This window comes from Actinomycetospora sp., from assembly GCF_036497585.1.
Taxonomy (GTDB): Bacteria; Actinomycetota; Actinomycetes; order Mycobacteriales; family Pseudonocardiaceae; genus Actinomycetospora.
This window is the reverse complement of sequence record NZ_DASXJD010000159.1, coordinates 1-25,541: the sequence shown is the minus strand read 5'-3', so window position 1 is coordinate 25,541 and position 25,541 is coordinate 1. Positions and strand designations below refer to the sequence as shown.

Genomic DNA, 25,541 nt, shown 5'->3' with positions numbered 1-25,541 from the left:
ACCCCGGACTCAGCGCCGGACCGAGAGCCCGACCCGCTGAAACTCCTTGAGGTCGGAGTAGCCGGTCTTGGCCATCGCGCGGCGCAACGCCCCGAACAGGTTGACCGTGCCGTCCGCGCGGGGCGCGGGACCACGGAGCACGGCGGCGAGGTCGGCCCCGTGCTGGGGGACGCCGACGACGGCGGAGCGGGGCAGGTTGGGGTGCGCGGCCGCCGAGGTCCAGTACCAGCCGCTGCCCGGGGCCTCGTCCGCGCCCGCGAGCTGCTCGCCGAGCATCACCGCGTCGGCGCCGCAGGCGATCGCCTTGGCCATGTCACCCGACGTCGCCATCCCGCCGTCGGCGATGACGTGCACGTAGCGCCCGCCGGTCTCGTCGAGGTAGTCGCGGCGGGCGGCGGCGGCGTCGACGAGCGCGGTCGCCATCGGGACGCCGATCCCGAGCACCGCGTCCGTGGAGGTCGAGACCGACTGGCCGTAGCCCACGATCACCCCGGCGGCGCCGGTGCGCATGAGGTGCATCGCGGTGCGGTAGTCGCCGACCCCGCCCGCGACCACCGGGATGTCGAGCGACTCGATGAAGTCCTCGAGGTCGAGCGGCTGCTCGCCCTCGTCGTCCCCCACGTGCTCGGCGGAGATGATCGTGCCCTGCACGACGAGGACCTCGACGCTGGCGGCGAGCAGCGTCGGGGTGAACTCGCGGGCGTGCTGCGGGCTGACCCGGGCGGCCAGGGTGACCCCGGCGCCGCGCACCCGGTCGAGCGCCTCGCGGAGCAGGTCGAGCTGCACCGGCGCGGCGTGCAGGCGCTGGAGCTCGCCGAGTGCGCCGACGGGGTCGGTCGACGCCCGCTCAGCGATCTCGGCCAGCGCCTTGTCCGGCTCGGCGTGCCGTGCCCAGAGCCCCTCGGCGTTGAGGACGCCGAGGCCGCCCAGCTCGCCCACGCGCACCGCGGTGGTCGGGGAGACGACCGCGTCGGTCGGGTGGGTGAGCAACGGCAGGTCGAACCGGTAGGCGTCGAGCTGCCAGGCCGTGGACACCGCCGATGACGACCGCGTGCGGCGCGAGGGGACGATGTCGAGGTCGTCGAAGGTGTAGCTGCGGTGGGCGCTGCGGCCCCGGCCGATCTCGACCTGCTCGCGCATGGTGCCCTTCCTGTGGCCCCGTCCGGGGTCAGCGACCGCCGTAGTTCGGGGCGACGGCCGTCATCGTCACGTGGTGCGGGTGGGACTCGGCGAGGCCGGCCGCGGTGATGCGCACCATGTGCGCCGACTGCAGCTCGGCCGTCGTCCGGGAACCGGTGTACCCCATCGCCGCCCGGAGGCCGCCGACCAGTTGGTGGGTGACCTGCGCGAGCGGGCCCCGGAAGGGTACGCGCCCCTCGACGCCCTCGGGGACGAGCTTGTCGTCGGAGAGCACGTCGTCCTGGAAGTAGCGGTCCTTGGAGTAGGAGCCCTGCTGGCCGCGGGTCTGCATGGCGCCGAGCGAGCCCATCCCCCGGTAGGTCTTGTACTGCTTGCCGTCGACGAGCACCAGCTCGCCCGGGGTCTCCGCCGTGCCGGCCAGCAGCGACCCCAGCATCACCGTCGAGGCGCCCGCGGCGATCGCCTTGGCGATGTCGCCCGAGGACTGCAGCCCACCGTCGCCGATGACCGGCACCCCGGCCGGCCCGGCCGCCGACGCCGCCTCGGCGATGGCGGTGATCTGTGGGACGCCGACGCCGGCGATGACGCGGGTGGTGCAGATCGAGCCCGGCCCGACGCCGACCTTCACACCGTCGGCCCCGGCGTCGACGAGGGCCTGCGCGCCTGCCCGGGTGGCGACGTTGCCGCCGACGACGTCGACCCGCTCGCCCAGCTCCTGCTTGAGCTTGGCGACCATCGCCGTGACGGCGCGCGAGTGACCGTGTGCGGTGTCGACGACGAGGACGTCCACGCCCGCGTCGACCAGCGACATCGCGCGGGTCCAGGCGTCGTCGCCCACCCCGACCGCGGCGCCGCAGAGCAGCCGCCCGTCGGGGTCCTTGGTGGCCATCGGGTACTGCTCGGTCTTGACGAAGTCCTTGACCGTGATCAGGCCGCGCAGGATGCCCGCGCCGTCGACGAGGGGGAGCTTCTCCACCTTGCGGCGGCGCAGCAGCCCGAGGGCGGCCTCCGCGGTGACGCCGACCTGCGCGGTGACGAGGTCGGTGGACGTCATCACCTCGCGGACCCTGCGGGTGTGGTCGACCTCGAAGCGCATGTCCCGGTTGGTGATGATGCCCACGAGCCGCCCGGCCGGGTCGGTGACGGGCAGGCCCGAGATCCGGAAACGGGCGCAGAGCGCGTCGACGTCGGCGAGGGTGTCCTCGGGAGAGCAGGTGACCGGGTCGGTCACCATCCCCGCCTCGGAGCGCTTGACGACCTCCGCCTGGGCGGCCTGCTCCTCGGCCGGCAGGTTGCGGTGCAGCACCCCCATGCCGCCGTGACGGGCCATCGCGATCGCCATCCGGGCCTCGGTGACCGTGTCCATCGCGGAGCTGACCAGCGGGATCCGCAGCGTGACGTTCCTCGAGAGGCGCGCCGAGGTGTCGGCGTCGGAGGGCACGACGTCCGACTCGGCGGGCAAGAGGAGGACGTCGTCGAACGTCAGTCCGAGCAGGCCGTACTTCTCCGGTACGCCGGGGTCCGTCAGCACCATGGCCCCGATGCTAGTCGCGCCCTCACAGTGATCCCCGTCGCAACGGTCGCGCCCCGGTCGATCACCGCACGTCCGACGCGCCGGGGCCACCTCGGGGCCCCGCCGGTCGCGGGTCGGCTACCGGTAGGTTCGGGGTCGTGCCGTACGAAGCCCTGCCGCCGGACCCGTTCGCGGGCGACCCGTCGGACCCCTCCCGCATGCTCGACGCGCTCGGTGACCTCACCGACGTCGCGGCGCACGAGGACATGCCGCTGGACGAGGAGGAGCGCGACGAGGTCGTGGCCGACCTCGGGGATCTCGCGGTGTTCCAGGCCCTGCTCGCGCCCCGGGGCATCCGGGGCGTCGTCGTGGACTGCGAGGACTGTGACGAGCAGCACTTCCACGACTGGGACCTGCTCCGCGCGAGCCTCCAGCAGCTCCTCGAGGAGGGGCACATGCGCCCGCACGAACCCCCGTTCGACCCCGACCCGGCCTCCTACGTGACGTGGGAGTACTGCCGCGGGTTCGCGGACGCCACGCTCGCCGAGCAGTAGCCCCGGCTCCCGCCCCAGGAACGACGACGGGCCCGGCTCCCCCCTCGGGGGAACCGGGCCCGTCGTTGGTGTGCGGTCAGTTCGACGGCGCCGGAGCCACCGTCGTGGTCGGCGGCACGGGCTGCGGGCTGTCCGCGCTGCGCTGCCGGGTGTCCGTCGTCGGACCGTCCTGCGGGCCCGAACCCTGCTGCTGTCCGCTCGCCGTGTCGGGCGCCGGCGTCGGCTGCGGCGACTGCGGCGGCCTCTGTCGATGCCGGCCGTCCCGCGACGGCGCCGTGCCCTCGGTGCTGCCGTTGCTCGCGCTGGGCTCCGTGGACGACGGGCTCGCCGACGGTGAGGCCGGCGCCGGGTCCAGGGACTTGAGCGCGTCCTGGCGCTGCTGCTGCAGCGCCGGCTGGTCCGCTGGCTGGGCGGCCTGGATCTGGCCGGCCGCGCTCTGGAGCAGCGACTGCGCGGTCGCGCGGTCCCCGGACTTGATGGCGTTGTTGGCCGCGACGATCGTGTTGCGGGCCTCCTGCGCCTTGGTCGCGTTGTCCGCCTGCTGCGAGAACAACACCTTGGTCAGCCCGAACATTGCGTCCCCGGGCTGCGCGGAGTGCACCGCGACGGTCAGGCCCGACAGCGCGATCGCGATCGCGGCGGCCGCCACGGCGAAGGGCATGCGACGACGGGCGCGACCGGCCCGGCGATCGCGCGCCTCGTGGCCCGCCTCGACGGCCTCGGCCGCCTCCTCGAGCGACACCAGCTCGGGCATCGGGTCGGCCTCGATGTCGGCCTTCCACGCGGCGAGGATCGCGGCCAGGTGATCGTCGTCCTGGCCCGGACGCCCGAAGACGTCCTCGTCCCGTCCGAGACCACCGGTGACCGCCCCGCCGGCGATGGCGTCGAGCAGGGCGTCGTCGGCGCGCACCGCGGCGAGATCCACCGGGCCGTCGACGAGATCGTCACCAGCACCGAAAGCGCGGTGACCACCCACCTAACTCACCTCTTCCGAGATCGCGGACACGGCGGTCCGCAGCTTCGACAGGGCGCGGTGCTGTGCCACCCGGACCGCACCGGGCGTGGATTCGACCGCTTCCGCGGTTTCCTCCGCCGAGAGTCCAACGACGACACGCAGCACCAGGATTTCCCGCTGTTTGGGTGGCAGCGTGTCGAGAAGTTGACCCATTTGGACCGACAGCGCGCCGTTCATCGCACGCTGCTCTGGTCCGTCGTGGGGATCGAGCTCCTCGGGCAGCTCGGAGACGGGTTCCGATCGGTTCCGCGCCACCGAGCGATGGGCGTCGACCACCTTGTGCGCCGCGATCCCATAGACGAACGCGAGGAACGGACGGCCCTGGTCGCGGTAGCCGGGCAGCGCTGTCAGCACGGCGAGGCACACCTCCTGGGCCACGTCGTCGGCCGAGACCGACGACCGTTCCTGCCTGCCAATCCTCGCGCGGCAATAGCGCACGACGAGCGGCCGGATGATCGCGAGGACACGATTGAGAGCCGAGCGGTCGCCGTCGTTGGCGGCGGCCACCAGCCTCTCGAGGTCGTTCCCTGCGTCCGTCATCGCTCCCCGTGGCCCCGGCGTTACGCGCGGCGGTGTGACCCGGAGGTCCACCTCGGTCCGCCGTGCCACCGCAGCGGGTGGCCCGGAGGGGTCACCGTACCGCTCGGGCGAATGGCTCGCGCCCTGTCCGCCGTACGGGGTCGCCCGATCCGGCACACGCCAGCGGTCCGCGGCACGGTGGACGGCACGCGGTGTTCCGATCGCTGGAGTGGGCAGATCGTCCGGAGCGACGTCGGCTCCGGGGTGGCGATGGGTGAGGTCCTCGAAGCCGTACGGCGGGCTCGAGGGTGTCGGCCCGGTGGCCGGCGGCCGCGCCACGTGGAGCGGCTGCACACGCACCGGGCGGGGCCGGGCGGTCAGGAGACCAGGCCCCGGCGGAAGCCGTGGGCCACGGCCTGCGCCCGGTCACGCACGCCCAGCTTGCGGAACAACCGCCGGGCGTGGGTCTTGACGGTGTCCTCCGACAGGTAGAGCTCACGACCGATCTGGCCGTTGCTCTTGCCCTGCGCCATGCCCCGGAGGACCTGCAGCTCGCGCTCGGTGAGCTGGACCCCGGAGTCGGACGGCGTGCGCGGCGCGGGCACGGAGGTGCTGGCGAGGGTGTGGGCGAGCGCGGCGACGAGCTCGGGCCGGGACGCGTCCCAGCGCAGGTAGCCCCGCGCCCCGCCGGCGATGGCGGCCGCGATGCTCCCGGAGTCGTCCGGTGCACCGAAGACGATGACGTTCGCCTGGGGGTGCGCGGCGACCAGGCGACGGGTCGCCTCGACCCCGGTCGGCACGGCGCGCTGGGTCCCCACGAGGACCACGTCGACGCTCTGACGGGAGAAGCGGGTGAGCAGCTCGTCGCCGTGGGCGACACAGTCGATGCGGTGGACGCCGGGGACGGCCGACATCACGCGGGTCAGTCCTTCGCGCACGCTGCGGCGGTCGTCGCAGATCAGGACCGTCGTCACGGAAGCTCCTCCCTGCAGCGTTCCTGCAGACGGTTGGCGGGCACTACTGGTCATCGGCGCCGCGGACGAAGACCTTGAGTCGGATCCGTGGTTTTCCCGTGTCGGATCCGCGACCCGCGCCATGTCTGCTCCCTCGTCCCGCGTACCGGGGCGACCGCCCGGACGTCCCCCAACGACCGTCACGCCGATCCCCTCCTCGACAACGGTCGCGGAGCGGACCGGTCACGGCCGACCCTTCACCTCGGCCAAGTTTTCCGCCACCCACACGGAGCACCGGCCACTCACTGCTTCCGGCATGATCACGGATGGTGGTCGTTCGAGCAAGTCCCGTCACCGTACGGAATCGGCATCCGGACGATTGCCGAGCGGCTGTCCCGCATCCGGACGACTGTTCGGTCGGGACCCTGCCCAGGGGGACGGCTCACATCCGGATGTCTTGTACCGTCCGGTCCACCGGTCATAGGGTCAGCTCCACGGTCGCCCTCCGCGCGGCCGCGGGCACGGACGGTGACGCACCCGACGCGCCCGAGCCCGTGGTGGGCAATCACGTCGGGGGCTCCACGCCCGAGGTCCCCAGGTGCCACCACCGTCAGGACGAGGAGGTGGTCGAGGTGGCGGACGTCCGTCGACTCCCCGGCCCCAACGCCGATCTCTGGGACTGGCAGCTCCACGCGGCGTGCCGCGGTATGGACAGCGCGTTCTTCTTCCACCCCGACGGCGAGCGCGGCCCGGCCCGGGCCAGCCGCGAGCGCCGCGCCAAGGCGGTCTGTGAGAGCTGTCCGGTCATGGAGCCCTGCCGCCGGCACGCGCTCGCCGCGGGCGAGCCCTACGGCATCTGGGGCGGGCTCTCGGAGTCCGAGCGGTCCGCGGCGAGCGGCGGGCGGCGCTCCGCCGCCCCCGTGAGCGACATCGTCATCCGCTGACCCACCCCAGGAGAACACAGAAGGGCCCGGCCGGGACGTCCCGGCCGGGCCCTTCTCGCGTCACACCAGGGGCTCAGTGCCCGTGGCCGTGTCCGTGCCCGTGGCCACCCGCCGCGGCGGCGGGCTCCTGCTCCTCGGGCTTGTCCACGATCGCGCTCTCGGTGGTGAGCACCATCCGCGCGATCGAGACCGCGTTCTCCAGCGCCGAGCGCGTGACCTTCACCGGGTCGATGATCCCGGCGGCCATGAGGTCGCCGTAGGTCTCGCTCGCGGCGTCGAAGCCCAGGCCCCAGCCGCCGGCGGCGACCTTCGCGGCCACGACGGCGCCCTCGAGCCCCGCGTTCGAGGCGATCGCCTTGAGCGGCGCGGCGAGCGCCCGGCGCACCAGCGCGACCCCGGTGGCCTCGTCGCCGGTACGGCCGAGGCCGTCGGCGAGCTCGCCGGAGGCGTGCAGCAGCGCTGCCCCGCCCCCGGGGACGATGCCCTCCTCGACCGCGGCCCGGGTGGCGGCGACCGCGTCCTCGATGCGGTGCTTGCGCTCCTTGAGCTCGGTCTCGGTGGCCGCGCCGACCTTGACGACGGCCACGCCGCCGGCCAGCTTCGCGAGCCGCTCCTGGAGCTTCTCGCGGTCCCAGTCGGAGTCGGTCTCGTCGATCTCCCGACGGATCTGCGACACCCGCGCCTCGACGGCGGCCTTGTCCCCGCCGCCCTCGACGAGGGTGGTGGCGTCCTTGGTGATCACCGCGCGCCGGACCGTGCCCAGCGCGTCGAGGCCGGCCTCGGAGAGCTTCAGCCCGACCTCGGGGTTGATCACGGTGGCGCCGGTGGCAGCTGCGAGGTCGTCGAGGAACGCCTTGCGGCGGTCCCCGAAGAACGGCGCCTTGACCGCCGCGATGTGCAGCGTCTTGCGGATGGCGTTGACGACGACGGTCGACAGCGCCTCGCCCTCGAGGTCCTCGGCGACGACCAGCAGCGGCTTGCCCGACTCCACGACCTTATCCAGCAGCGGGAGGAGATCCTGGATGTTGCTGATCTTCTCGCGGTGGAGCAGGACGTGCGCGTCCTCGAGCACCGCCTCCATCGCCTCGGAGTCGGTGACGAAGTAGGGCGAGAGGTAGCCCTTGTCGAACTGCAGACCCTCGGTGATCTCCAGCTCGGTGGCGAGCGTCGAGGACTCCTCGACGGTGATGACGCCGTCCTCGCCGACCTTCTCCATGGCCTCGCCGATGAGGTCGCCGATCTCCTGGTCGCGCGAGGCGACCGCACCGACCGAGGCGATGCCCTTCTTGCCGTCGACCGGCGTCGCGTGCTCGCGCAGCACCGCGGTGACCTTCTCGGCCGCGGCGGCCATACCCGCACCGAGGGCGGTCGGGTTGGCGCCGGCCGCGAGGTTGCGCAGGCCCTCGGACACGAGGGCCTGGGCGAGCACCGTCGCCGTCGTCGTGCCGTCGCCCGCGACGTCGTTGGTCTTGGTGGCGGCGGTCTTCGCGAGCTGGACGCCGAGGTTCTCGAAGGGGTCCTCGACCTCGATCTCGCGGGCGATCGTCACGCCGTCGCTGGTGATCGTCGGACCACCGAAGCTCTTGCTCAGCACGACGTGCCGGCCGCGGGGGCCGAGGGTCACCGCCACCGTCGACGCGAGCTGGTCCACCCCGCGCTCGAGGGCGCGGCGGGCGGTCTCGTCGAACGTGATCTGCTTGGGCACTGCCCGTCCTTTCGTCTGTGACGGCCTGCGGACACACCACCGCCCCGGGCCCCCGGCGAGCGGGGGTCACCGGGGCGGTGGGATGACCTGGGTGTTAGTTGACAGCCAGTGTCAGTTGACAACCGCCAGGACGTCACGCGAGGACAGGATCAGGTAGTCCTCGCCGTTGTACTTGATCTCGGTCCCGCCGTACTTCGAGAAGATGACGACGTCGCCGACCGCGACGTCGAGCGGGATGCGGTTGCCGTTGTCGTTGACGCGGCCCGGGCCCACCGCGAGGACCTTGCCCTCCTGGGGCTTCTCCTTTGCGGTGTCCGGGATGACGATGCCGGACGCGGTCGTGGTCTCGGCCTCAGAGGCCTGCACCACGAGCTTGTCCTCGAGCGGCTTGATGTTCACGCTCGCCACGGGATGACCTCCACGATCTGGGGTCCAGCTTGGTTCTGGTGTCTGGGGTGACGCGCCCCGGAGCCGGCCCGCCGTCGCGGGTGCCGAGCCGGCTCCGATGCCGTTCGATTGGCACTCTAGCGCTGCGAGTGCCAATCCATCAACGAGGGTCGTGCACGTCGCGGCGCATCGTGTAGGCGTCGGCCCCGCTGGCGTAGTAGCGCCGCCGCGTCCCGACCACCTCGAAGCCCTCGGAGCGGTAGAGCGCGAGGGCCGCCGTGTTGTCCGTGCGCACCTCGAGGAACGTCACCGCGCCGAGCGCGTCGGCGCGCCGCAGCAGCCCCCCGAGCAGCCGGCGCCCCAGTCCGCGGCCCTGCGCGTGCCGCGCGACACCGATCGTGTGGATCTCGGCTTCGGCGGGCTCCCGCGAGAACGCCGGCGCCGGCAGCACCGCGATCCCGGCGTACCCGACGAGCTCGTCGGGGGTGCCCTCCGGTCCGAGGTGGCCCACCCACCGCGCGGCCAGGTAGGGGTAGCCGGCGTGCAGTTCGGCCCGGAACGCCGAGGCGGTCCAGGGGTCGTCGTCGCCGAACAGCTCGGCCTCGAGCCGCGCGCAGGCAGGCGCGTCGGCGGTCGTCAGGGTGTCGACGACGATCCGCGCGTCGGCCGGCAGCGCCGCGGCGCGCGGGCCCCCGGGCCCGCTCACGCCCGCCGGCGCGGCCGGCGCAGCCGGGGACGCCGCGACGCCGGGCCGGCGCTTTCCGGGCGCAGGCGGCGCAGCACCTGGCTGCGGTGGGTGCACCGGCGCAGCAGCTCGAGCAGCGCGGTGTCGAGCTCGGAGGGCTGCTCGAGCATCGCCATGTGGCCCGCGCCCTCGAGCCGCAGCAGCTCCGCCCCGGCCAGCTCGGCCGCGATCACCTCGGAGTGCGAGTACGGGATCATCACGTCCTGCGTCCCCGCCGCGACGAGCACCTCGCACTGGGAGAGCCCCCGCAGGGCGGCCTTCCGGTCGTGGGTGGAGAGCGTGTTCGCGAACGAGGTGAGCACGTCGAGCGGCGTGGCCGCAATCGTCCGGTTCACCAGGTCGACCAGCACCGGGTCGGTCTCCGGGTCGCCGAACGAGCAGCGCGCGACGGCGGCCCACATCGCGTTCCCGCCGAGGCGGCGGATGCGGTCGACGGCCTCCGGGCGCCAGTGGGCCAGGCGCCCGACGACGTTGACCACCGGGTTGCGGTGCGAGAGCACGGCCCGCTGCAGCCCGACGGTGCCGACGTCGCCCGCCGAGGTGCTCACCAGCGCGACCCCGAGCACGCGGTCGCGGAACAGCGCCGGATGGCGCTCGGCCAGCGCCATGATCGTCATGCCGCCCATGGAATGGCCCACGAGCATGAGCGGCCCCTCCGGCGCGACGGTGCGCACCACGGTGTCCAGGTCGGCCCCGAGCTGCGCGATCGTGCACGCGCGGGCCGAGCACTGGCCCGACCGGCCGTGACGGCGCTGGTCGTAGAGCACCACCCGTACCGCGGGGTCGGTGAGCTCGGCGAGCATGCGGCGCTGGAAGTGCCAGCAGCGCCGGTCCTGGGCGAAGCCGTGGACCAGGACGACGGTGAGCTCGGGCTTCGCGCCCGGGGTCACCGGGTCGACCTCCTCGACCGCGAGGCGGGTGCCGTCGTCGGCGGCGACCGACGACTCGCGACCGCGCGGGAGCAGGCCGAGCTGGGAGGGGTGGGCGGCCTCGGACTCCTCGAGCTCGGCGCGGGCGCGCACGACCCGCGAGCGGGCGACGCCCGCCCCGACGGCGCCCGCCGCGGCCGCCCCGCCCAGGACGGTGCCGGCGATGGCGCCCAGGATGCCGCCGGTGTGGCGGCGCTCGTCGCCGCTCATGCCCCCGACCCGCCGTGGGACCCCGACTCCACCGTCGTCATGACGGCTCTCTACCACGTCCGGGGCGGATTCACCCCGTCTGTTGCCTGCGCGACCCCGGTCGTGACACGGCGCAGGCGCGGCCGACCGCCCACCCCCGTGACGATCTCGTAGTGGATGGTGCCGAGCAGGTCGGCCCACTCGCTCGCCGTCGGCAGGCCGCCGTCCTCGGGGGCACGTCCGTCGCCCGGCCCGAACAGCACGACCTCGTCGCCCTCGGTCACCCCGTGGGGCACGTCGGCGGGGCCGAGGTCGACCATGACCTGGTCCATGCAGACCCGTCCGACGACGGGTCGCCGCACTCCGCCGATGCCGACGCCGAACCGGCCGGCGGAGCCGAGGAGCCGCGGCACCCCGTCGGCGTACCCCGCGGGGACGAGCGCGAGCGCGCGCGGGCCCGGCGTCGTCCACGCGTGCCCGTAGGAGACGCCCTCGCCGGCCGCGACGGTCTTCACCAGCGCGACCCGGCTGCGGAAGGTCATCGCGGGGCGCAGGTCGGCCGGCTCGTGGGGTCCCTCGACCGGGTCGAGCCCGTAGACCGCGATCCCCGGGCGGACGAGGTCGCGGTGCAGGTCGGGGCGGGTGAGGGTGGCCGCCGAGTTGGCGAGGTGGGCGAGCAGGGGACGCGCCAGCCGCGTCGTCGCGGCCCGGTGGGCGTCGTCGAGACGGGCGGCCTGGCGGTCGAGGGTCGGGTGCGTGGGGGCGTCGGCGTGGGCGAGGTGCGACCACACCGCCACCGGCTCGACCATGCCCTCCTCGGCGAGGCCGGCGACGGCGTCGAGCAGCGCGCCCCACTCGTGGGGCGCGCAGCCGTTGCGCGAGAGCCCGGTGTCGATCTTGAGGTGGACCCTGGCGGGCCGTCCGGCCGCGCGGGCGGCCCCGGCGGCGGACGCGAGGTCGCGGTGCGAGGCGATCCCGAGGTCGACCGCGGTGGCCACCGCGCCCGTCATGTCCTCGTCGGGGACGTGCAGCCAGGACAGCACCGGCGCGCCGATGCCGGCGGCGCGCAGCTCGGCGGCCTCCTCGAGCGTGCAGACCCCGAGCCAGGTGGCACCCGCGTCGAGCGCGGCACGGGCGATCCCGACGGCGCCGTGGCCGTACCCGTCGGCCTTCACCACGACCATCGTCGAGGCACCGGAGCCGCCGGCCAGCCCCGCGAGCAGGGCGACGTTGTGGCGGATCGCGGCGAGGTCGACGACGGCCTCGATCCGGGACCCGCTCATGCCCCGGCCTCCGCGCGCACCGACCGGATCGCGTCCGGGATCGCTGCCTGGACGTGCGACGCCGGGACGGGGGAGCCAGGTGTGCCGGCGCCGTACTCCGCCGCCCGGGCGTGCACGAACGCCGCCGCGCCCGCCGCGTCGAACGGCTCGAGGCCGGCCGCGAGCAGGGCGCCGGCGATGCCGGAGAGGACGTCGCCCGAGCCGGCCGTCGCGAGCCACGAGCTGCCCGCGGGGTGGACCAGGACGCGCCCGTCGGGGGCGGCGACCACGGTTGCGTTGCCCTTGAGCAGCACCGTGACCCCGAGCGCGGCGGCGGCCCGGCGGGCGGCGTCGACGCGGTCGACCGCCGGGTCCGGCGGATCGTCCAGCTCGGCCACGAGCCGGCCGAACTCCCCCGCGTGCGGGGTGACGAGGGTGGGGACGTCCGCGGCCCGCGCCCGCAGCCCGGCGTCGGCGCCGAGGAGGGTGACGGCGTCGGCGTCGGCGAGCAGCGGCACGCCGACGTCGAGGACGAACCGCAGCGTGGCGGCACCGTCCTCGCCGGTGCCGAGGCCGGGCCCGACCGCCCAGGCCTGCACCCGTCCGGCCTCCTCGACGTGGTCGGTGGCGATCACCTCGGGCCAGGCCGCGCGCACCTCGTCGGCGGCGCTCCCGGCATAGCGGACCATCCCGCTGGTGGCCAGGCACGCCGCGCCGCTGGCCAGCACCGCGGCGCCCGGGTAGGTGGCGCTGCCCGCGGCGACCCCGACGACGCCCTGGGTGTACTTGTCGTCGCCCGGTCCCGGCACCGGCCAGCGCGCCCCGACGTCGGCCGCCTCCAGCACGGTGATCGGGGGCTCGGGGAGCTCGGGGCCCAGCCCGATGTCGACGAAGGTGATCGGCCCGCACCGGTCGCGGGCCAGCACGTGGACGGGCTTGCGGGCGCCGAAGGTGACGGTCTCGGCCGCGGTGACCGCGGCCGGGCCCTCGTCGGTGGCGTCGGGCACGGTGCCGGTGCGCGGGTCGACGCCGCTGGGGGTGTCGATCGCGAGGACCGGCACCCCGGCGGTGTCCGCGGCGCCGACGAGCAGCGGGGCGGGGCTGCGCAGCCCGCCCCGCGCCGAGGTGCCGACGATCGCGTCGAGGACCAGGTCGGCCCGCGCGATCACCGGGACCGCGTCCTCCGGGGCGGTGACGATCCGGGCGTTCCAGGACCGCAGCCCGGCGAGGCCCGCGGGGTGCGCGTGGTCGGGGCGCAGCAGGACCGCGGTGACGCCCACCCCGCGCCGGCGCAGCTCGACGCCGGCCCACAGCCCGTCGCCGCCGTTGTTGCCCGTGCCGACGAGCACGACCACCCGGCGCCCCGCCACACCCCCGGTGCGCTGCGCCAGCATCCGCCGGGCGGCCTGCGCGGCCCCGTACGCCGCGCGGCGCATGAGCGCACCCTCCGGCGTGCGGGCCAGCACCGGTTCCTCGGCCATGCCGACCTGCTCGGGGGTCCAGACGCCGTACAAGTAGGTGCCTCCTCCGTCGGCTGGTGGGCACTTCTCGGTGCTATAGCAGCGAGAAGCGCTCACATCAGCCCACCACACGTCGGCGGCCTGGGTGCCCGCCGGGCTTGTGAGCACTGTCCGGTGCTATAGCACCGGAAAGTGCTCACCTGCGCGAAGCGCACCTATTCGACCGTCACCGACTTCGCGAGGTTGCGCGGCTTGTCGACGTCGTAGCCCCGCGCCCGCGCGACCTCGGCGGAGAACACCTGCAGCGGAACCGCGGCCACCAGCGGCTGGACGAGCGTGGGCACCGCCGGGGTCTCGATGAGCACGCTCGCGAACGGCCGCACCGTCTCGTCGCCCTCCTCGGCGATGACGATCGTCCGCGCCCCGCGCGCCTGGATCTCACGGATGTTCGAGAGCAGCTTGGCGTGCAGCGTCGCCCGGCCCTTCGGGGAGGGCATCACGACGACGACGGGCAGGTCCTGCTCGATCAGGGCGATCGGTCCGTGCTTGAGCTCGCCGGCCGCGAAGCCCTCGGCGTGCATGTACGCGAGCTCCTTGAGCTTGAGCGCGCCCTCGAGCGCCACCGGGTAGCCCACGTGGCGGCCGAGGAAGAGCACGGCCTTGGAGTCGGCGAGCTCGCGGGCCAGCTCCCGCGTCGGCTCGACGGCGCTCGCGAGGACCGCCTTGACCGCGTCCGCCGAGTCCACCAACGCCCGGTACTCCCGCTCGACCTCGTCGGCGTACTTGGTGCCGCGGTTCTGCGCGAGCGCGAGCCCGACGAGGTAGCACGCGACCACCTGGCTGGTGAACGTCTTCGTCGCCGCCACCCCGACCTCGGGGCCGGCGTGGGTGTAGAGCACCGCGTCGGACTCGCGGGGGATCTGCGCGCCGTTGGTGTTGCAGACCGCGAGCACCCGGGCGCGCTGCTCGCGGGCGTGGCGGACCGCCTCGAGGGTGTCGGCGGTCTCCCCGGACTGCGAGATCGCGACGACGAGGGTGGACCGGTCGAGCACCGGGTCGCGGTAGCGGAACTCGCTCGCGACCTCCACCTCGACCGGGATGCGGCACCAGTGTTCGATCGCGTACTTCGCCAGCAGCCCCGCGTGGTAGGCCGTGCCACAGGCCACGACGAACACCTTGTCGATGTCGCGCAGCTCCTGGTCCGAGAGGCGCTGCTCGTCGAGCACGATCCGGCCGTCGACGAGGTGCCCGAGCAGCGTGTCCGCCAGCGCCGCCGGCTGCTCCTCGATCTCCTTCTGCATGAAGAAGTCGTGGCCGCCCTTCTCGGCGGCGGCGATGTCCCAGTCGACGTGGAAGGGACGGGTGGGCGCCAGGTCGCCGTGGAAGTCGGTGACCACGGCGCCCTCGCGGGTCAGCGTGACGATCTGGTCCTGGCCGAGCTCGACGGCGTCGCGGGTGTGGTCGATGAAGGCGGACACGTCGGAGGCGACGAACGTCTCGCCGTCCCCGATCCCGACGACGAGGGGCGAGGACCGTCGGGCGGCGACGATCTCGTCGGGCCGCTGCGCGTCGGTGAACACCAGCGTGAACGCGCCCTCGAGCCGGTTGACGACGTGGCGGACCGCCGCGGTGAACCCGGCGTCCTCGTCCTCGGTGAGCGCGCGGGCGACGAGGTGGGCCGCGACCTCGGTGTCGGTGTCGCTGGCGAGCTCGACGCCGTCGTCCTCGAGTTCGGCGCGCAGGGCGGCGAAGTTCTCGATGATCCCGTTGTGGATGACGGCGACCCGCCCGCTCGCGTCGCCGTGCGGGTGGGCGTTGCGGTCGGTCGGCGCGCCGTGGGTCGCCCACCGGGTGTGCCCCATGCCCGTGCGAGCGGGGACCTCGCCCTCGGGGGCCGCGTCGGTGACGCGGACGAGCTCGTCGAGCGGCCCGGCGGCCCGGTGCACCTCGACCGTGGTCGAGTCGGCGCGCACCGTCGCAATGCCCGCCGAGTCGTATCCCCGGTACTCCAGCCGCCGCAGACCGCCCAGCAGGACGTCGCGTGCCGGGCGCCAGCCCACGTACCCCACGATGCCGCACACGGCTCCCGAGGATAGGTGGGCCGGATCCGCGCCCCGGCCTCCCAGGGGTGACGTGGCACGCCTCCCGGTGACGCGGCCGTGTTCCAGCAGGCCGGCGCCGGTGCGGATCCTCTAGGGTCCCGCGCCATGGCGAGCGCGAAGCAGATCGTCTCCGAGCTGGGGCGCCCCGGCCCGCACGAGGTGCTGCGGGGGGAGCTGGCGCTCGTCGGCCTGCCCGGGGTGATGTTCACGCCCACCTCCGGTGAGGGTCTCCCTGCGGTGGCGTTCGGGCACGACTGGCTCAACCCGGCCTCCCGCTACCTCGGCCTGCTGCGCCACCTCGCCTCGTGGGGCATCGTCGCGGCGGCCCCCGACACCGAGCGCAGCCCGTTCGCCTCCCACCGCCGCCTCGCCTCCGACCTGCGCACCGCGCTCGACATCAGCTCCTCGGTCCGCCTCGGCGGCAGCGCCCGGGGCGCCGCGGTGAGCGTGGACCCGCGCAAGCTGGGCCTGGCCGGCCACGGCATGGGTGCCGGCGCCGCCGTGCTCGCCGCCAGTGTCACCGCCCACGACACCCGGGTGCAGGCGGTCGGCGAGCCGTACTGGGAGTCCGGTTCCGACCTCACCGTGAAGGCCGTGGCCACGATCGCGCTCTCGGAGTCCCGGCCCTCGGCCCAGGACGCCGCCCGCGCCGTGCACGTCCCCGGCATGCACCTCGCGTTCGGCAAGGACCTCGTCGCGCCGCCGGCCGCCGGGGCCGAGCCGGTCGCCGCCGCCTGGGCCGGTCCCTCGGTGCTGCGCACGCTCAAGAAGGCGAGCCACCTCGGCATCGTCGAGGGCAAGCACTGGAGCGACCTCGTCCTCGACGGCAAGTCGGAGTCGGCGACCACCACGACCGTCAAGGCGCTGCTCACCGGCTTCCTGCTGCACCACCTGGCCGGGGAGAAGGGCTACGCCGACGTCGTCGACGGCTCGGTGAAGGGCACCGACGTGCGCGTCTACCGGGAGTCGTCGACGGTCTGATCCCCGTCGGGATCGTCGGGATCGTCGGGGTCCTCGCCGCCCCCGCCCACCAGCGGGCCCAGCGCGGCCAGGATCTCGGGCAGCGCGCGGAGATCCGGCGGCAGGGCGCCAGGGTCGGATGCGGCCGCGACCTGATCGGGCTCGTGGGGATCCCCGGAGAGCCGCCGCAGGACGCCGATCCGCTCGGCGAGGTCGCGCCAGGTCGCCGCGATGGCCTCGTCGGTGCGGTCTGCGGTCTCGAGGTAGCGCAGCAGCCGGGCGTCCAGGTCGGCCGCCCACGCGCGGGCGGGCGCGGTGTCGGCCCCGTCCGGCGGCCCGGGCAGCCCGGCCGCGAGCTCGCGCGCGGCGTCCGCCCGGGCGGCGACGTCGTCCGCGACGGCGAGCCCCGCACCCTCGACGGTCTCCGCGGTCTCCTCGAGCAGCGTGACGATCTCCTGGGCCGCCCGTCCCAGCGACACCACGCGGTCCGCGACCTCCTCCGCGGAGGGTCCGGACCAGCGCTCCCACAGCGTGCCCGCCTCCTCGGCGAGGGCCCGGTGCCGGGTCCGGACGCGGCCGGCGGCGGCTCGGAGGTCTTCCGCCCCTCCGGCGAGGGCCACGAAGCGCACACCGCGCCGGGCGGTGTGGCGGGCGCGCAGACCCTCGGCATCGAGGGGCGGGGCGCCGAGCCCGGTGAGGACCAGGCGTGCCGGCAGGACGGCGACGACGGCCTCCACGGAGTCGTCCGCGGTCGCGAGGATCGCGTCGGAGTCGGCGACGCCGAGATCGGCCAGCCGGCGGACCGCGGGCACCGCACGCAACGGCGACGCGCCCGGCCCGTCCCCTCGCCGGCGCCGCGTCACGTGCTCAGGGTCCACCCCCGGTGCGCCCGGATCCACACCGGGCGGTCTCGCCCGTCCCCGAGCGGTCTCCCGGTGCTGCCCGGGCGCCGGGCCCGGCAGCACTGCGGGACCACTCGACGAGGCGACCCGTGCCGTCGCCGGGAACGGCTCAGCGGACGGTGGCGACGAGGGCCGCGAGGCGATCGGCGACCTCGCGCGCGATGTCCTCGGTCGGCGCCTCGACCATGACCCGCACGAGCTGCTCGGTGCCCGAGGGACGCAGGAGCACCCGGCCGTGGCCGGCGAGCGCGGCCTCCTCTGCGGCGACGGCGTCGGCGACCTCGGGCGAGGACTGGACCGCGGCCTTGTCGTGCACCGGGACGTTGACGAGCACCTGCGGGAGCCGCTGCACGACGCCGGCGAGGTCGGCCAGCGAGCGTCCCGTGGCGGCCATCCGGGACATGAGGCGCAGCGCGGTGAGCAGGCCGTCGCCGGTGGTGGCGTGGGCCGGGAGCACGACGTGCCCGGACTGCTCGCCGCCCAGCGAGAACGACCCCGAGCGCAGCTCCTCGAGCACGTAGCGGTCCCCGACGGCCGTCGTCCGGACGGTGATCCCCGCCTCCTGCATGGCGATGTGCAGGCCCAGGTTGCTCATCACGGTCGCGACCAGCGTGTCCGCGGCGAGCTCACCGGCCTCCCGCATCCCCGTCGCGAGGACGGCGAGGATCTGGTCGCCGTCGACGACGGTGCCGTCGCCGGCGACCGCGAGGCAGCGGTCCGCGTCGCCGTCGTGGGCGATGCCCAGGTCCGCGCCCTGCGCGACGACCGCCTTGCAGAGTCCCTCGAGGTGGGTGGAGCCGACGCCCTCGTTGATGTTCCAGCCGTCCGGCTCGGCCGCGAGTGTCGTGACGCGGGCGCCGGCGCGCTCGTAGGCGCGGGGGGCGGCCAGGGACGCCGCGCCGTGGGCGCAGTCCACGACCACGTGCAGGCCGTCGAGCCGGTCCGGCGTCGAGGCGAGCAGGTGGTCCAGGTAGAGCGCGAGCGCGTCGGGCACGTCGGTGACCCGCCCGATGTCGTGGCCGGTGGGCCGCTCGTCGGGATGCACCGGGCGGGCTACGTGCGCCTCGATCTCGTCCTCGACCGCGTCGGGGAGCTTGTGGCCGCCCGCGGCGAAGAGCTTGATCCCGTTGTCCGGCATCGGGTTGTGCGACGCCGAGATCATCACGCCGAGGTCGGCGTCGAGGGCTCCGGTGAGGAACGCGACGGCGGGCGTCGGGAGCACCCCGACCCGCGCGACGTCGGCTCCCGCCGCCGAGAGCCCGGCGCAGACCGCCGCCTCGAGCATCTCGCCGCTGGCACGCGGGTCGCGCCCGACGACGGCCCGCGGGCGCGCCGACACGCCGCCGCCCACGCGCTCGACGAGCACGCGGGCGGCGGCGGAGGCGACCGAGAGGGCCAGCTCGGGGGCGAGGTCGGCGTTCGCGAGGCCGCGGACGCCGTCGGTCCCGAACAGGCGCCCCATCAGCGCTTCGAGTACTGGGGGGCCTTCCGGGCCTTCTTGAGGCCGTACTTCTTGCGCTCCGTGGCCCGCGGGTCACGGGTGAGGAAGCCGGCCTTCTTCAGGCCCGGACGGTCCTCCGGGTCGACGACGGTGAGGGCCCGCGCGATCGCGAGCCGCAGCGCGCCGGCCTGGCCCGACGTCCCGCCCCCGGTGAGGTTGGCGAAGATGTCGAACTGCTCGGTGCGCTCGGTCGTCACGAGCGGCTCACGGATGAGCTGCTGGTGGACCTTGTTCGGGAAGTACTCCTCGAACGCCTTGCCGTTCATCGTCAGCTTGCCGCTGCCGGGCATGAGGCGGACGCGCACGATCGCCTTCTTGCGGCGGCCGACCGTCTGGATGGGGCGGTCGATCGTCGCGAAGACCGGGGCCGGCGCGTCGCCGAACACCTCGGCGCCCAGCTCGTCGGAGGCGTCGTCGTCCGTCGTGACGGACTCCTCCAGCTCGGCGACGTCGGGGACGTCGGCGGCCTCGGCGAGGGACTGCCCGGAGGCCGGGGCCTCGCCGGGGACGTCCTCGGGGACGAAGTCGTTCTCGGGGTCGACGCTCTGGTCGTCGGGGGTGGTCACTGGCTCACCTGTCGGATCTCGTACGGCACGGGCTTCTGGGCGGCGTGCGGGTGCTCGGGGCCGGCGTAGACCTTGAGCTTCGACGCCATCGCCCGACCCAGACGGTTGTGGGGGAGCATGCCCTTCACGGCCTTCTCCACGAGACGGCTCGGGAAGCGGTCGAGCTCCTCGCCCACGGAGCGGGCGCGCAGACCGCCCGGGTAGCCGCTGTGGTGGTACACGAAGCGGTCGTCGCGCTTGTTGCCCGTGAGGGCCACCTTCTCGGCGTTCACGATCACGACGAAGTCGCCGGTGTCGACGTGCGGCGCGTACGAGGCCTTGTGCTTGCCCCGCAACAGCTGTGCGGTGTGGCTGGCCAGGCGGCCCAGGACGACGTCGGTGGCGTCGATGACGTGCCAGGCGTGGTCGATGTCGCCGGGCTTCGGACTGAACGTGCGCACGGAGCTACCTCGTCACGGTCATACTGGTCTGCGGTACGTCCCGGAGACACGGACGCGGCGCACCGTCACGAACGGTCGGGCTCCGCTTCGCGCATCCCCGTCGCGGCGGGCATTCACCGCGCAACGATGGTCCAGAGTACGCGGCGAGCTCCGAGCACCCCTCACCCACCCCCGGGCCGGCGTCACGCGTAGCGCATGGCGTTCTGCTGCTCGGTGGCGCGGTAGAGCTGCTCGGCCTGCCCGAGGCGCCCGCCGATCTGGCCGAGCACCTGCGCGAGGTCGGCCATCGCGGTGTCGATCTCGTGCTGGCGTGCCTGGTACTGCTCCGCGGCCGCGCCGGTCCAGTCGCCCACGAGCGGCGCGAGCTGGCGCTTGAGGTCGTCCAGGCGCCCCTGGAGCTGGGTCGCGGCGCTGGTCACGCTCTGCTGGGCGGCGGTGAGCTCGCCGAACGTCACCCGGATCTCGTCCACTGCTGGGTCCTCTCGGGGTTGGGGTGCGGCCCGCTCAGGAGAGGGCCTGGCTGATGTGTGAGGTCGACGAGGCGATCTCGTCCTCCGCCGCGCGGTAGGTCACGCCGGAGGCCTGCACCGACTCGCCGATCGACTGCAGGGCGGCGTTGATGCGCCGGGCGTCGTCGTTCCAGCGGGCCATCAGTTGCTGGAAGGCGGTGGAGGCGTCGCCGCGCCACGTGCCCTCCAGCGGCGCGAGCTGGGACCGCAACTGCGCGAGCTGCGCGGTGATCTGGTCACGCACCTCGAACACGTGCTGCCCCGCGGACTGCATGACCTGCGTCTGCGTCCCGAACTGTCCGGCCACCGGCCGCTCCCTCCTCGCCCGCCGGGCCCGTCCGCGCCGGCGAGGTCGACAGTGACATCCCGGCCGGCGCCGTGGGGGCGGTTTCGGAGAAGTCGGGCGATCACCGCTCCGGCGTCAGGGCGGACTGCGCAGCGTCGACACCACGCGGGCGCACGCGGCGAGGACGGCGTCCCGGCCCGGGTCGTCGTGGCGGCACCCCACCGAGAGCTGCGTCGTGCCCGCGAACACCACGACCCAGTCCACGGTGGTGCCCGGCGCGGCCACCTGGCGGTACGTCGCCACCTGCCGCCCGCCGAAGGTGGTGTCCGGCTGCAGGTCGGACACCCCGCCGCCGCCCACGCGGGCCGCCTCGTAGCCCGCGAGCAGTTGCACCCGGGCGGTCTGCGGGTCCGGCGAGGCGAGTGCGCTCTCCTGCACCGCGATGAGGTTCGGCCCGCGCGGCTGGTCGACGGGCCGGATGCGGCTGCGTCGCGACGTCGCGTCGGTGCCGTCGGCCGCCCACCCGGCCGGGAGCTCGTAGGCGTGGGAGAACGCCGAGACGACGGCGGGCGGTGCCGCCGTCGCGGACCCACCCCTCCCGCCGTGCAGCCCGGCGACGGCCAGCACGACCACGACGACCGCCGCGGTCGCCGCCGCGACGGCGGCCGCGCGGCGTCGGGGCGACGAGCGCGTGGCACCGGCGGGGGTCTCGGTCCGGACGAGCTCCCGCGACGCGGGGACGAGCCGGCGTTCGACGCGCATCGTCGGCCCGTCGGGGTCCAACACCGCCGGCCTCGCCGGGTGGGCGAACGGGTCCCGCCCGACCGCCGGCACCGGCGGCACGGGCGCCGTCGGCCCGGTCGGGCGGGCGTCCGGCCGGGCGGACGGGGGTCCCGCGGGAACCCCCGACGACGGGGCACCGGGGACCGCCCACGCACCCGGCGCCGTCGCGCCACGGCGGCGTGTCGCCGGCGTGCCCCGCGCTGGGGTCGACGCCGGGCTCGATGGCGCAAGCTCCCGACGGTCGCGCTCCGCCGGCCGGGGCCAGTCCGGAAGGAGCGGCACCCCGCCCGTCCACGGTCCCGGCGCCGCCGGAGGCGCACCGGTCCCCGCCGCGGGCCCGCCGACCGCCAACCCGCGACCTACCTGCCCCGCGGGACCCGTCGGGCCCCCGATCGTCCCGCCCGGCGACGCCCCGTTCGTCGCCGACCCCCCGGCGGTGGCGACGGAGCCGGCCGCCCCGCCCCGCCCGGCCACGACGTCGGAACCGCCCACCACGATCAGCGCCCCGCGCGCGGCGGCCGTCCGCGGCTCCGGCGGCACCACCGGCGGCACCCCGAGCTCGCGGTGCACCAGCGTGCCCAAGAGCGGCGTCCGGGCGAAGCCCCCGACCAGCCGCAGGCCCGCGAGCGCCGCGGCCTCCACCCCCGCGTCGTCCAGGGTGCGGGCGAGCAGCGCGACGAGTCCCTCGCAGGGCTCGCGCAGCACGTCCTCGAGCTCCCCGCGCGAGCACCACGCCGAGGTCGCGCCCCCGGGCAGCGGGATCTCGGCCTGCTCGGCGTCGGAGAGCCGCTCCCTCGCCGCCCGCACGTCCTCGACCAGCACCTGCCGGTGGCGCCGGTCGGGCAGCGTCGTCCCCGCGACCACCTCCCGGACGCGCGGCGCCCCCGGGGCGTCGGCGGGCAGCTCCGCGAGCACCGCCCGCAGCAGCAGCTCGTCGGCGTCGTCGCCGCCGAAGGCGCGGCTGGAGCGCCCGGCGAGCACAGCCCGTTCGGGGCCGGGCCCGACGACGGCCGCCCGGGCGGTCCGGGCCCCGACGTCGAGCACCGCGACCGGCCCGTCGGGCGCACCGGCCGGGCGCATCCAGGCGGCGTGCGCGGCGACCGCGACGGGCTCGGGCACGAGCACCAGCTGCGTGGCCAGCCCGGCCCCGGCGCGGCGCAGCACCTCGCGGCGCGAGGTCCCCCACGACGCCGGGTGGGTCAGGACGAGCCGGGCGGGGCGTGCGCCGCGCAGGGCGGGCGCGGCGCGGTCGACGGTGGCCGCGAGGACGGCGCCGAGGGCCTCCCCGACCCCGACGACCCTCGTCCCCAGCAGCAGCGTGGCCTCGTCCACGTACCGGCGCGGGGACGGCTCGAACCGCGAGGGGTCGGCCGCGGCCCGCCGCCGGGCCTCGTGCCCGGTGAGCAGCGCCTCGCCGTCGTCGGGGGCGAGGACCGCGGCGAGCTCGGGGGCGAGCTCGGCGACCTCCCGCCCGTCGTCGACGACCGCCGCCACCCCGACCTCGCCGAGGTCGACGGCGACGTCCGGGCCCCTCACGCGGGCCCACCCGCGGCGTCGTCGCCCGCTTCCGGGGCCGCCCGGATCGGCGTGTCCGGGTCGCGCCAGGCCAGTTGCACCAGGGTCTCGCCGTGCCGCCGCGTGACGAGCAGCGCGCGCCCCGGCGGGCGCGGGCCGGGCCGGGCGGCACCGACGAGTGGGCCCTCGTCGCGGCTGCCGTTGCCCACCAGCCCGGGGTCGCGAGCTCCCGCAGCCGGGTGAGCACCGGCTCGAACATCGCCCGCGCGGAGCCACCGGCGCGCCGGGCGACCACCAGGTGCAGCCCGACGTCCTTGGCCTGGGCGAGCAGGTCGACCAGCGGGGCGAGCGGGTTGCCCGATGCGGTGGCGACGAGGTCGTAGTCGTCGACGAGCAGGAAGACCTCCGGCCCGGTCCACCAGCTGCGGGCCCGCAGCTGCTCGGGGGTGACGTCGGGGCCGGGCAGCCGCCGGCGCAGCGACGCGACCAGGTCGGTCATCGCCGCGGTCAACGCCTCGGCCGACGACGTGTAGCTGATGAGGTGCTCCGAGTCGACCGCCCCGAGCAGCCCCCGCCGGTAGTCGACGATCACCAGCCGGGCCTGCTGCGGGGTGTAGCGGGTGACCACCTGGTGGGCGAGCAGGCGCAGCAGGGAGGTCTTGCCGGACTCGCCGTCGGCGTAGACGACGAGGTGCGGGTCGGCGGCGACGTCGAGCAGGACCGGGGCGAGGCGGTCCTCGTCGACCCCGATCGGCAGCAGGTGCCGCTCGCCGGACCTCGGGCCCGGCAGGTCGGCGACGTCGACCCGCTCGGGCAGCAGCCGCACCGGCGGCACGGCGGAGCCGTGCCAGGCCGCCGCCACCGCGGGGATGCGGTCGTCGTCGCCGCTGCCGGGGACCGCGACGAGCACGTGGTGTCGGTCGGGCGCCAGCCCCCGCCCGGGCCGGCCCGCCGGGACCGTGGCCGCCACCCGCCGGTCGACCTCCGACTCCCCGGGGTCGCCCAGGCGCAGCTCCACCCGCGTGCCGAGCAGGTCCTTGAGCGCGGGACGCAGCTCGGCCCAGCGGCTCACCGCGATCGCGACGTGCACGCCGTAGGACAGGCCCGTCGTCGCCAGCGAGACGATCGTCGACTCCAGCGCCTCGTGGTCGGCCCGGAACGCGTGCCAGCCGTCGATGACGAGCACGACGTCACCGAGGCCGTCGTCCCCGGCCGGCGGTTCGCCGCGGCGACGCCGGGCCCGCAGGTCGGCCGCCGAGGTGAGGCCGTGCTCGCGGAACCAGCGCTCCCGGGCGCGCAGCGTCGCCGCGACCTCGGCCACCACGCGGCGCACCAGGTCGGTGTCGCCGCGTCCGGCGACGGTGCCCACGTGCGGTAGCGCGGCGAGCCCTGCGAACGCGTATTTACCCCGCACGTGCGCTAGGGTCCGCGGGGTGCGAGCTCTCGTCTATGTGCGCATCTCGAGGGATTCGACCGGCGAGGGCCTTGGCGTCGAGCGGCAACGCGAGGCCTGCGTCGCCTTGACCCAGGCCCGCGGCTGGGACGTCGTCGAGGTCATCGTCGAGAACGACACCTCGGCCACCAGGGGCACCCGGCCAGGATTCGGCCGGCTGCTCGAGATGATCGACAACTGTGCGGTGGACATCGTGGTCGTGTGGGCCGCGGACCGGCTGGTGCGTCGCCTGGTCGACCTCGAGGATGTGATCACCCGGTGCGAGGTGTCCGGGGTCAAACTCGCCACGGTCTCCGGCGACCTCGACCTGTCAACTGATCAGGGCCGCCTCGTAGCGCGCATCTTGGCATCGGTCGCGCGCGGCGAGGTGGAGCGGAAGTCGACCCGGCAGCGTGCGGCCTACGTGCAGCTCGCCCAGCGCGGCCGGCCGCACTCCGGCGGTCGGACGCGCCCTTTTGGTTACCTCGCCGACCGCGTGACGCCGCACCCCGCCGAAGCTCGCGAGGTCGTCGAGGCTTACGCACGACTGCTGGCCGGCGGCACGCTCGCTGACATCGGCCGTCGATGGCGTGGACTCGGGACGCACCCCGCCGGGTGGGCAAGCTCCTCGGCGGTGGGTCGGGTGCTTCGGTCGCCCCGGTACGCCGGCCTGCGAGAGCATCGTGGCGAGGTTGTCGGTCCGGCGGACTGGCCCGCTCTGGTGCCCGAGGAAACTTGGCAGGCAGCATGCAGCGTGCTCGAGGACCCGCAACGCGCCCGCACGCCGTTCGGTCACACGCTGCTGGGCGGGCTCGCGCTGTGCGCGGTGTGCGATGGTCGGGTGGAAGGCACGCGACGCCAGGGCCGCGACTACGCGACCTACCGCTGCGCCGAAGGCCGCCACGTGCACCGACGAGCCGGCGAGGTGGACGACTACGTCACGCAGATCGTCGTCGGTCGACTCGCGCTTGACGACGCCCGCGACCTCCTCGTGACTGACCAGGGCCCTGACACTCGGGCGCTGAGTAATGAGGCCGCTGCGCTGCGCGCCCGGCTCGACACGCTGGCCGTGGAGTTCGCGGACGGGACTCTGACACCGTCGCAGGTCCGCACCGCCACCGAGCGCGTGCGCACGAAGCTCGCCGACGTCGAGGGCCGGCTGGCCGACGCCGGCCGCGTGAGCGTGCTCGGGCCGCTCATCGGTGCGGCGGACGTCGACAAGATATGGCA

24 protein-coding genes and 1 pseudogene are annotated in these 25,541 nt (G+C 75.0%); 4 read left to right on the top strand and 21 right to left on the bottom strand.

Going from position 1 to position 25,541, the window contains the following annotated elements; all coding sequences use genetic code 11:
* Window positions 1–9 precede the first annotated feature (9 nt).
* Both VGH76_RS15475 and guaB read right to left on the bottom strand, forming a co-directional pair.
* Window positions 10–1,140, bottom strand: a complete 1,131-nt coding sequence (locus VGH76_RS15475) for a GuaB3 family IMP dehydrogenase-related protein (RefSeq protein WP_331557585.1) — start codon at window positions 1,138–1,140, stop codon at window positions 10–12.
* Between the two features lie 28 nt (window positions 1,141–1,168).
* Window positions 1,169–2,674: an IMP dehydrogenase gene (guaB, locus tag VGH76_RS15470; protein WP_331557584.1), complete on the bottom strand. Its 1,506-nt coding sequence runs from the start codon at window positions 2,672–2,674 to the stop codon at window positions 1,169–1,171.
* 137 nt (window positions 2,675–2,811) lie between these two features.
* Here guaB and VGH76_RS15465 point away from each other — a divergent pair, with 137 nt between their 5' ends.
* Window positions 2,812–3,207, top strand: a complete 396-nt coding sequence (locus VGH76_RS15465; RefSeq protein WP_331557583.1) for a DUF5319 domain-containing protein — start codon at window positions 2,812–2,814, stop codon at window positions 3,205–3,207.
* A 76-nt stretch (window positions 3,208–3,283) separates the two neighbouring features.
* Here the strand turns inward: VGH76_RS15465 and VGH76_RS15460 are convergent, their stop codons facing one another.
* The 3 genes from VGH76_RS15460 to VGH76_RS15450 form a co-directional block, all read right to left on the bottom strand.
* Window positions 3,284–4,183, bottom strand: coding sequence for an anti-sigma-D factor RsdA (locus VGH76_RS15460; protein ID WP_331557582.1), 900 nt, complete (start codon window positions 4,181–4,183; stop codon window positions 3,284–3,286).
* A complete protein-coding gene (locus tag VGH76_RS15455) occupies window positions 4,184–4,762 on the bottom strand; it encodes a sigma-70 family RNA polymerase sigma factor (protein WP_331557581.1) in 579 nt (192 codons plus the stop codon). It abuts the gene before it with no gap.
* Window positions 4,763–5,118: 356 nt separating this feature from the next.
* Window positions 5,119–5,715 (bottom strand): response regulator transcription factor, encoded by a 597-nt coding sequence (locus tag VGH76_RS15450; protein WP_169186839.1) that lies wholly within the window; start codon window positions 5,713–5,715, stop codon window positions 5,119–5,121.
* A 611-nt stretch (window positions 5,716–6,326) separates the two neighbouring features.
* Here VGH76_RS15450 and VGH76_RS15445 point away from each other — a divergent pair.
* Window positions 6,327–6,638 carry a WhiB family transcriptional regulator gene (locus VGH76_RS15445; RefSeq protein WP_331557580.1) on the top strand — a complete coding sequence of 104 codons (312 nt, stop codon included), beginning with the start codon at window positions 6,327–6,329 and terminating at the stop codon, window positions 6,636–6,638.
* Between the two features lie 73 nt (window positions 6,639–6,711).
* Here VGH76_RS15445 and groL read toward each other — a convergent pair whose 3' ends face one another.
* The 7 genes from groL to glmS all read right to left on the bottom strand — a co-directional run bounded on the left by groL (window position 6,712) and on the right by glmS (window position 15,396).
* Window positions 6,712–8,343, bottom strand: coding sequence for a chaperonin GroEL (groL, locus tag VGH76_RS15440; protein WP_331557579.1), 1,632 nt, complete (start codon window positions 8,341–8,343; stop codon window positions 6,712–6,714).
* Window positions 8,344–8,454: 111 nt separating this feature from the next.
* On the bottom strand, window positions 8,455–8,751 hold the full coding sequence (gene groES / locus VGH76_RS15435) for a co-chaperone GroES (protein WP_331557578.1): 297 nt from the start codon (window positions 8,749–8,751) through the stop codon (window positions 8,455–8,457).
* A 139-nt stretch (window positions 8,752–8,890) separates the two neighbouring features.
* Window positions 8,891–9,436: a ribosomal protein S18-alanine N-acetyltransferase gene (gene rimI, locus VGH76_RS15430; RefSeq protein ID WP_414637735.1), complete on the bottom strand. Its 546-nt coding sequence runs from the start codon at window positions 9,434–9,436 to the stop codon at window positions 8,891–8,893.
* The gene (locus VGH76_RS15425; protein WP_331557577.1) at window positions 9,433–10,614 is read right to left on the bottom strand and encodes an alpha/beta hydrolase; all 1,182 of its coding nucleotides are present in this window, start codon (window positions 10,612–10,614) and stop codon (window positions 9,433–9,435) included. Before VGH76_RS15425 ends, rimI begins: the two co-directional genes overlap by 4 nt.
* Before the next feature lie 50 nt (window positions 10,615–10,664).
* On the bottom strand, window positions 10,665–11,876 hold the full coding sequence (alr, locus tag VGH76_RS15420) for an alanine racemase (RefSeq protein ID WP_331557576.1): 1,212 nt from the start codon (window positions 11,874–11,876) through the stop codon (window positions 10,665–10,667).
* Window positions 11,873–13,369, bottom strand: a complete 1,497-nt coding sequence (locus VGH76_RS15415) for an NAD(P)H-hydrate dehydratase (RefSeq protein ID WP_331557575.1) — start codon at window positions 13,367–13,369, stop codon at window positions 11,873–11,875. The genes alr and VGH76_RS15415 overlap by 4 nt, the downstream gene beginning before the upstream one ends.
* A gap of 161 nt (window positions 13,370–13,530) precedes the next feature.
* Complete coding sequence (gene glmS / locus VGH76_RS15410) at window positions 13,531–15,396, bottom strand: glutamine--fructose-6-phosphate transaminase (isomerizing) (protein ID WP_331557574.1); 1,866 nt, start codon at window positions 15,394–15,396, stop codon at window positions 13,531–13,533.
* Between the two features lie 126 nt (window positions 15,397–15,522).
* Here glmS and VGH76_RS15405 point away from each other — a divergent pair, with 126 nt between their 5' ends.
* The gene (locus VGH76_RS15405; RefSeq protein WP_331557573.1) at window positions 15,523–16,398 is read left to right on the top strand and encodes an alpha/beta hydrolase; all 876 of its coding nucleotides are present in this window, start codon (window positions 15,523–15,525) and stop codon (window positions 16,396–16,398) included.
* Here the strand turns inward: VGH76_RS15405 and VGH76_RS15400 are convergent.
* The 9 genes and pseudogenes from VGH76_RS15400 to eccCb form a co-directional block, all read right to left on the bottom strand.
* Complete coding sequence (locus VGH76_RS15400; protein ID WP_331557572.1) at window positions 16,374–17,240, bottom strand: WXG100 family type VII secretion target; 867 nt, start codon at window positions 17,238–17,240, stop codon at window positions 16,374–16,376. The genes VGH76_RS15405 and VGH76_RS15400 overlap by 25 nt on opposite strands.
* A 148-nt stretch (window positions 17,241–17,388) precedes the next feature.
* A complete protein-coding gene (glmM, locus tag VGH76_RS15395; RefSeq protein ID WP_331557571.1) occupies window positions 17,389–18,741 on the bottom strand; it encodes a phosphoglucosamine mutase in 1,353 nt (450 codons plus the stop codon).
* Window positions 18,741–19,346, bottom strand: a complete 606-nt coding sequence (rpsI, locus tag VGH76_RS15390; RefSeq protein ID WP_414637734.1) for a 30S ribosomal protein S9 — start codon at window positions 19,344–19,346, stop codon at window positions 18,741–18,743. The genes glmM and rpsI overlap by 1 nt, the downstream gene beginning before the upstream one ends.
* Window positions 19,343–19,786 (bottom strand): 50S ribosomal protein L13, encoded by a 444-nt coding sequence (gene rplM, locus VGH76_RS15385; RefSeq protein WP_331557570.1) that lies wholly within the window; start codon window positions 19,784–19,786, stop codon window positions 19,343–19,345. Before rplM ends, rpsI begins: the two co-directional genes overlap by 4 nt.
* Window positions 19,787–19,968: 182 nt before the next feature.
* The gene (locus VGH76_RS15380) at window positions 19,969–20,256 is read right to left on the bottom strand and encodes a WXG100 family type VII secretion target (RefSeq protein ID WP_331557569.1); all 288 of its coding nucleotides are present in this window, start codon (window positions 20,254–20,256) and stop codon (window positions 19,969–19,971) included.
* A gap of 34 nt (window positions 20,257–20,290) precedes the next feature.
* Window positions 20,291–20,602: a WXG100 family type VII secretion target gene (locus tag VGH76_RS15375; protein ID WP_331557568.1), complete on the bottom strand. Its 312-nt coding sequence runs from the start codon at window positions 20,600–20,602 to the stop codon at window positions 20,291–20,293.
* Between the two features lie 114 nt (window positions 20,603–20,716).
* A complete protein-coding gene (locus tag VGH76_RS15370) occupies window positions 20,717–22,900 on the bottom strand; it encodes a type VII secretion-associated protein (RefSeq protein WP_331557567.1) in 2,184 nt (727 codons plus the stop codon).
* Window positions 22,897–23,088, bottom strand: a complete 192-nt coding sequence (locus tag VGH76_RS15365) for a hypothetical protein (RefSeq protein ID WP_331557566.1) — start codon at window positions 23,086–23,088, stop codon at window positions 22,897–22,899. The genes VGH76_RS15370 and VGH76_RS15365 overlap by 4 nt, the downstream gene beginning before the upstream one ends.
* A gap of 56 nt (window positions 23,089–23,144) precedes the next feature.
* A pseudogene (eccCb, locus tag VGH76_RS15360) lies at window positions 23,145–24,248 on the bottom strand (type VII secretion protein EccCb); the annotation flags it as partial.
* 64 nt (window positions 24,249–24,312) lie between these two features.
* On the opposite strand from eccCb, the gene VGH76_RS15355 reads away from it, so the two are divergent.
* Window positions 24,313–25,541: recombinase family protein (locus VGH76_RS15355; protein WP_331557565.1), on the top strand; the 1,229-nt coding region annotated here is incomplete at its 3' end.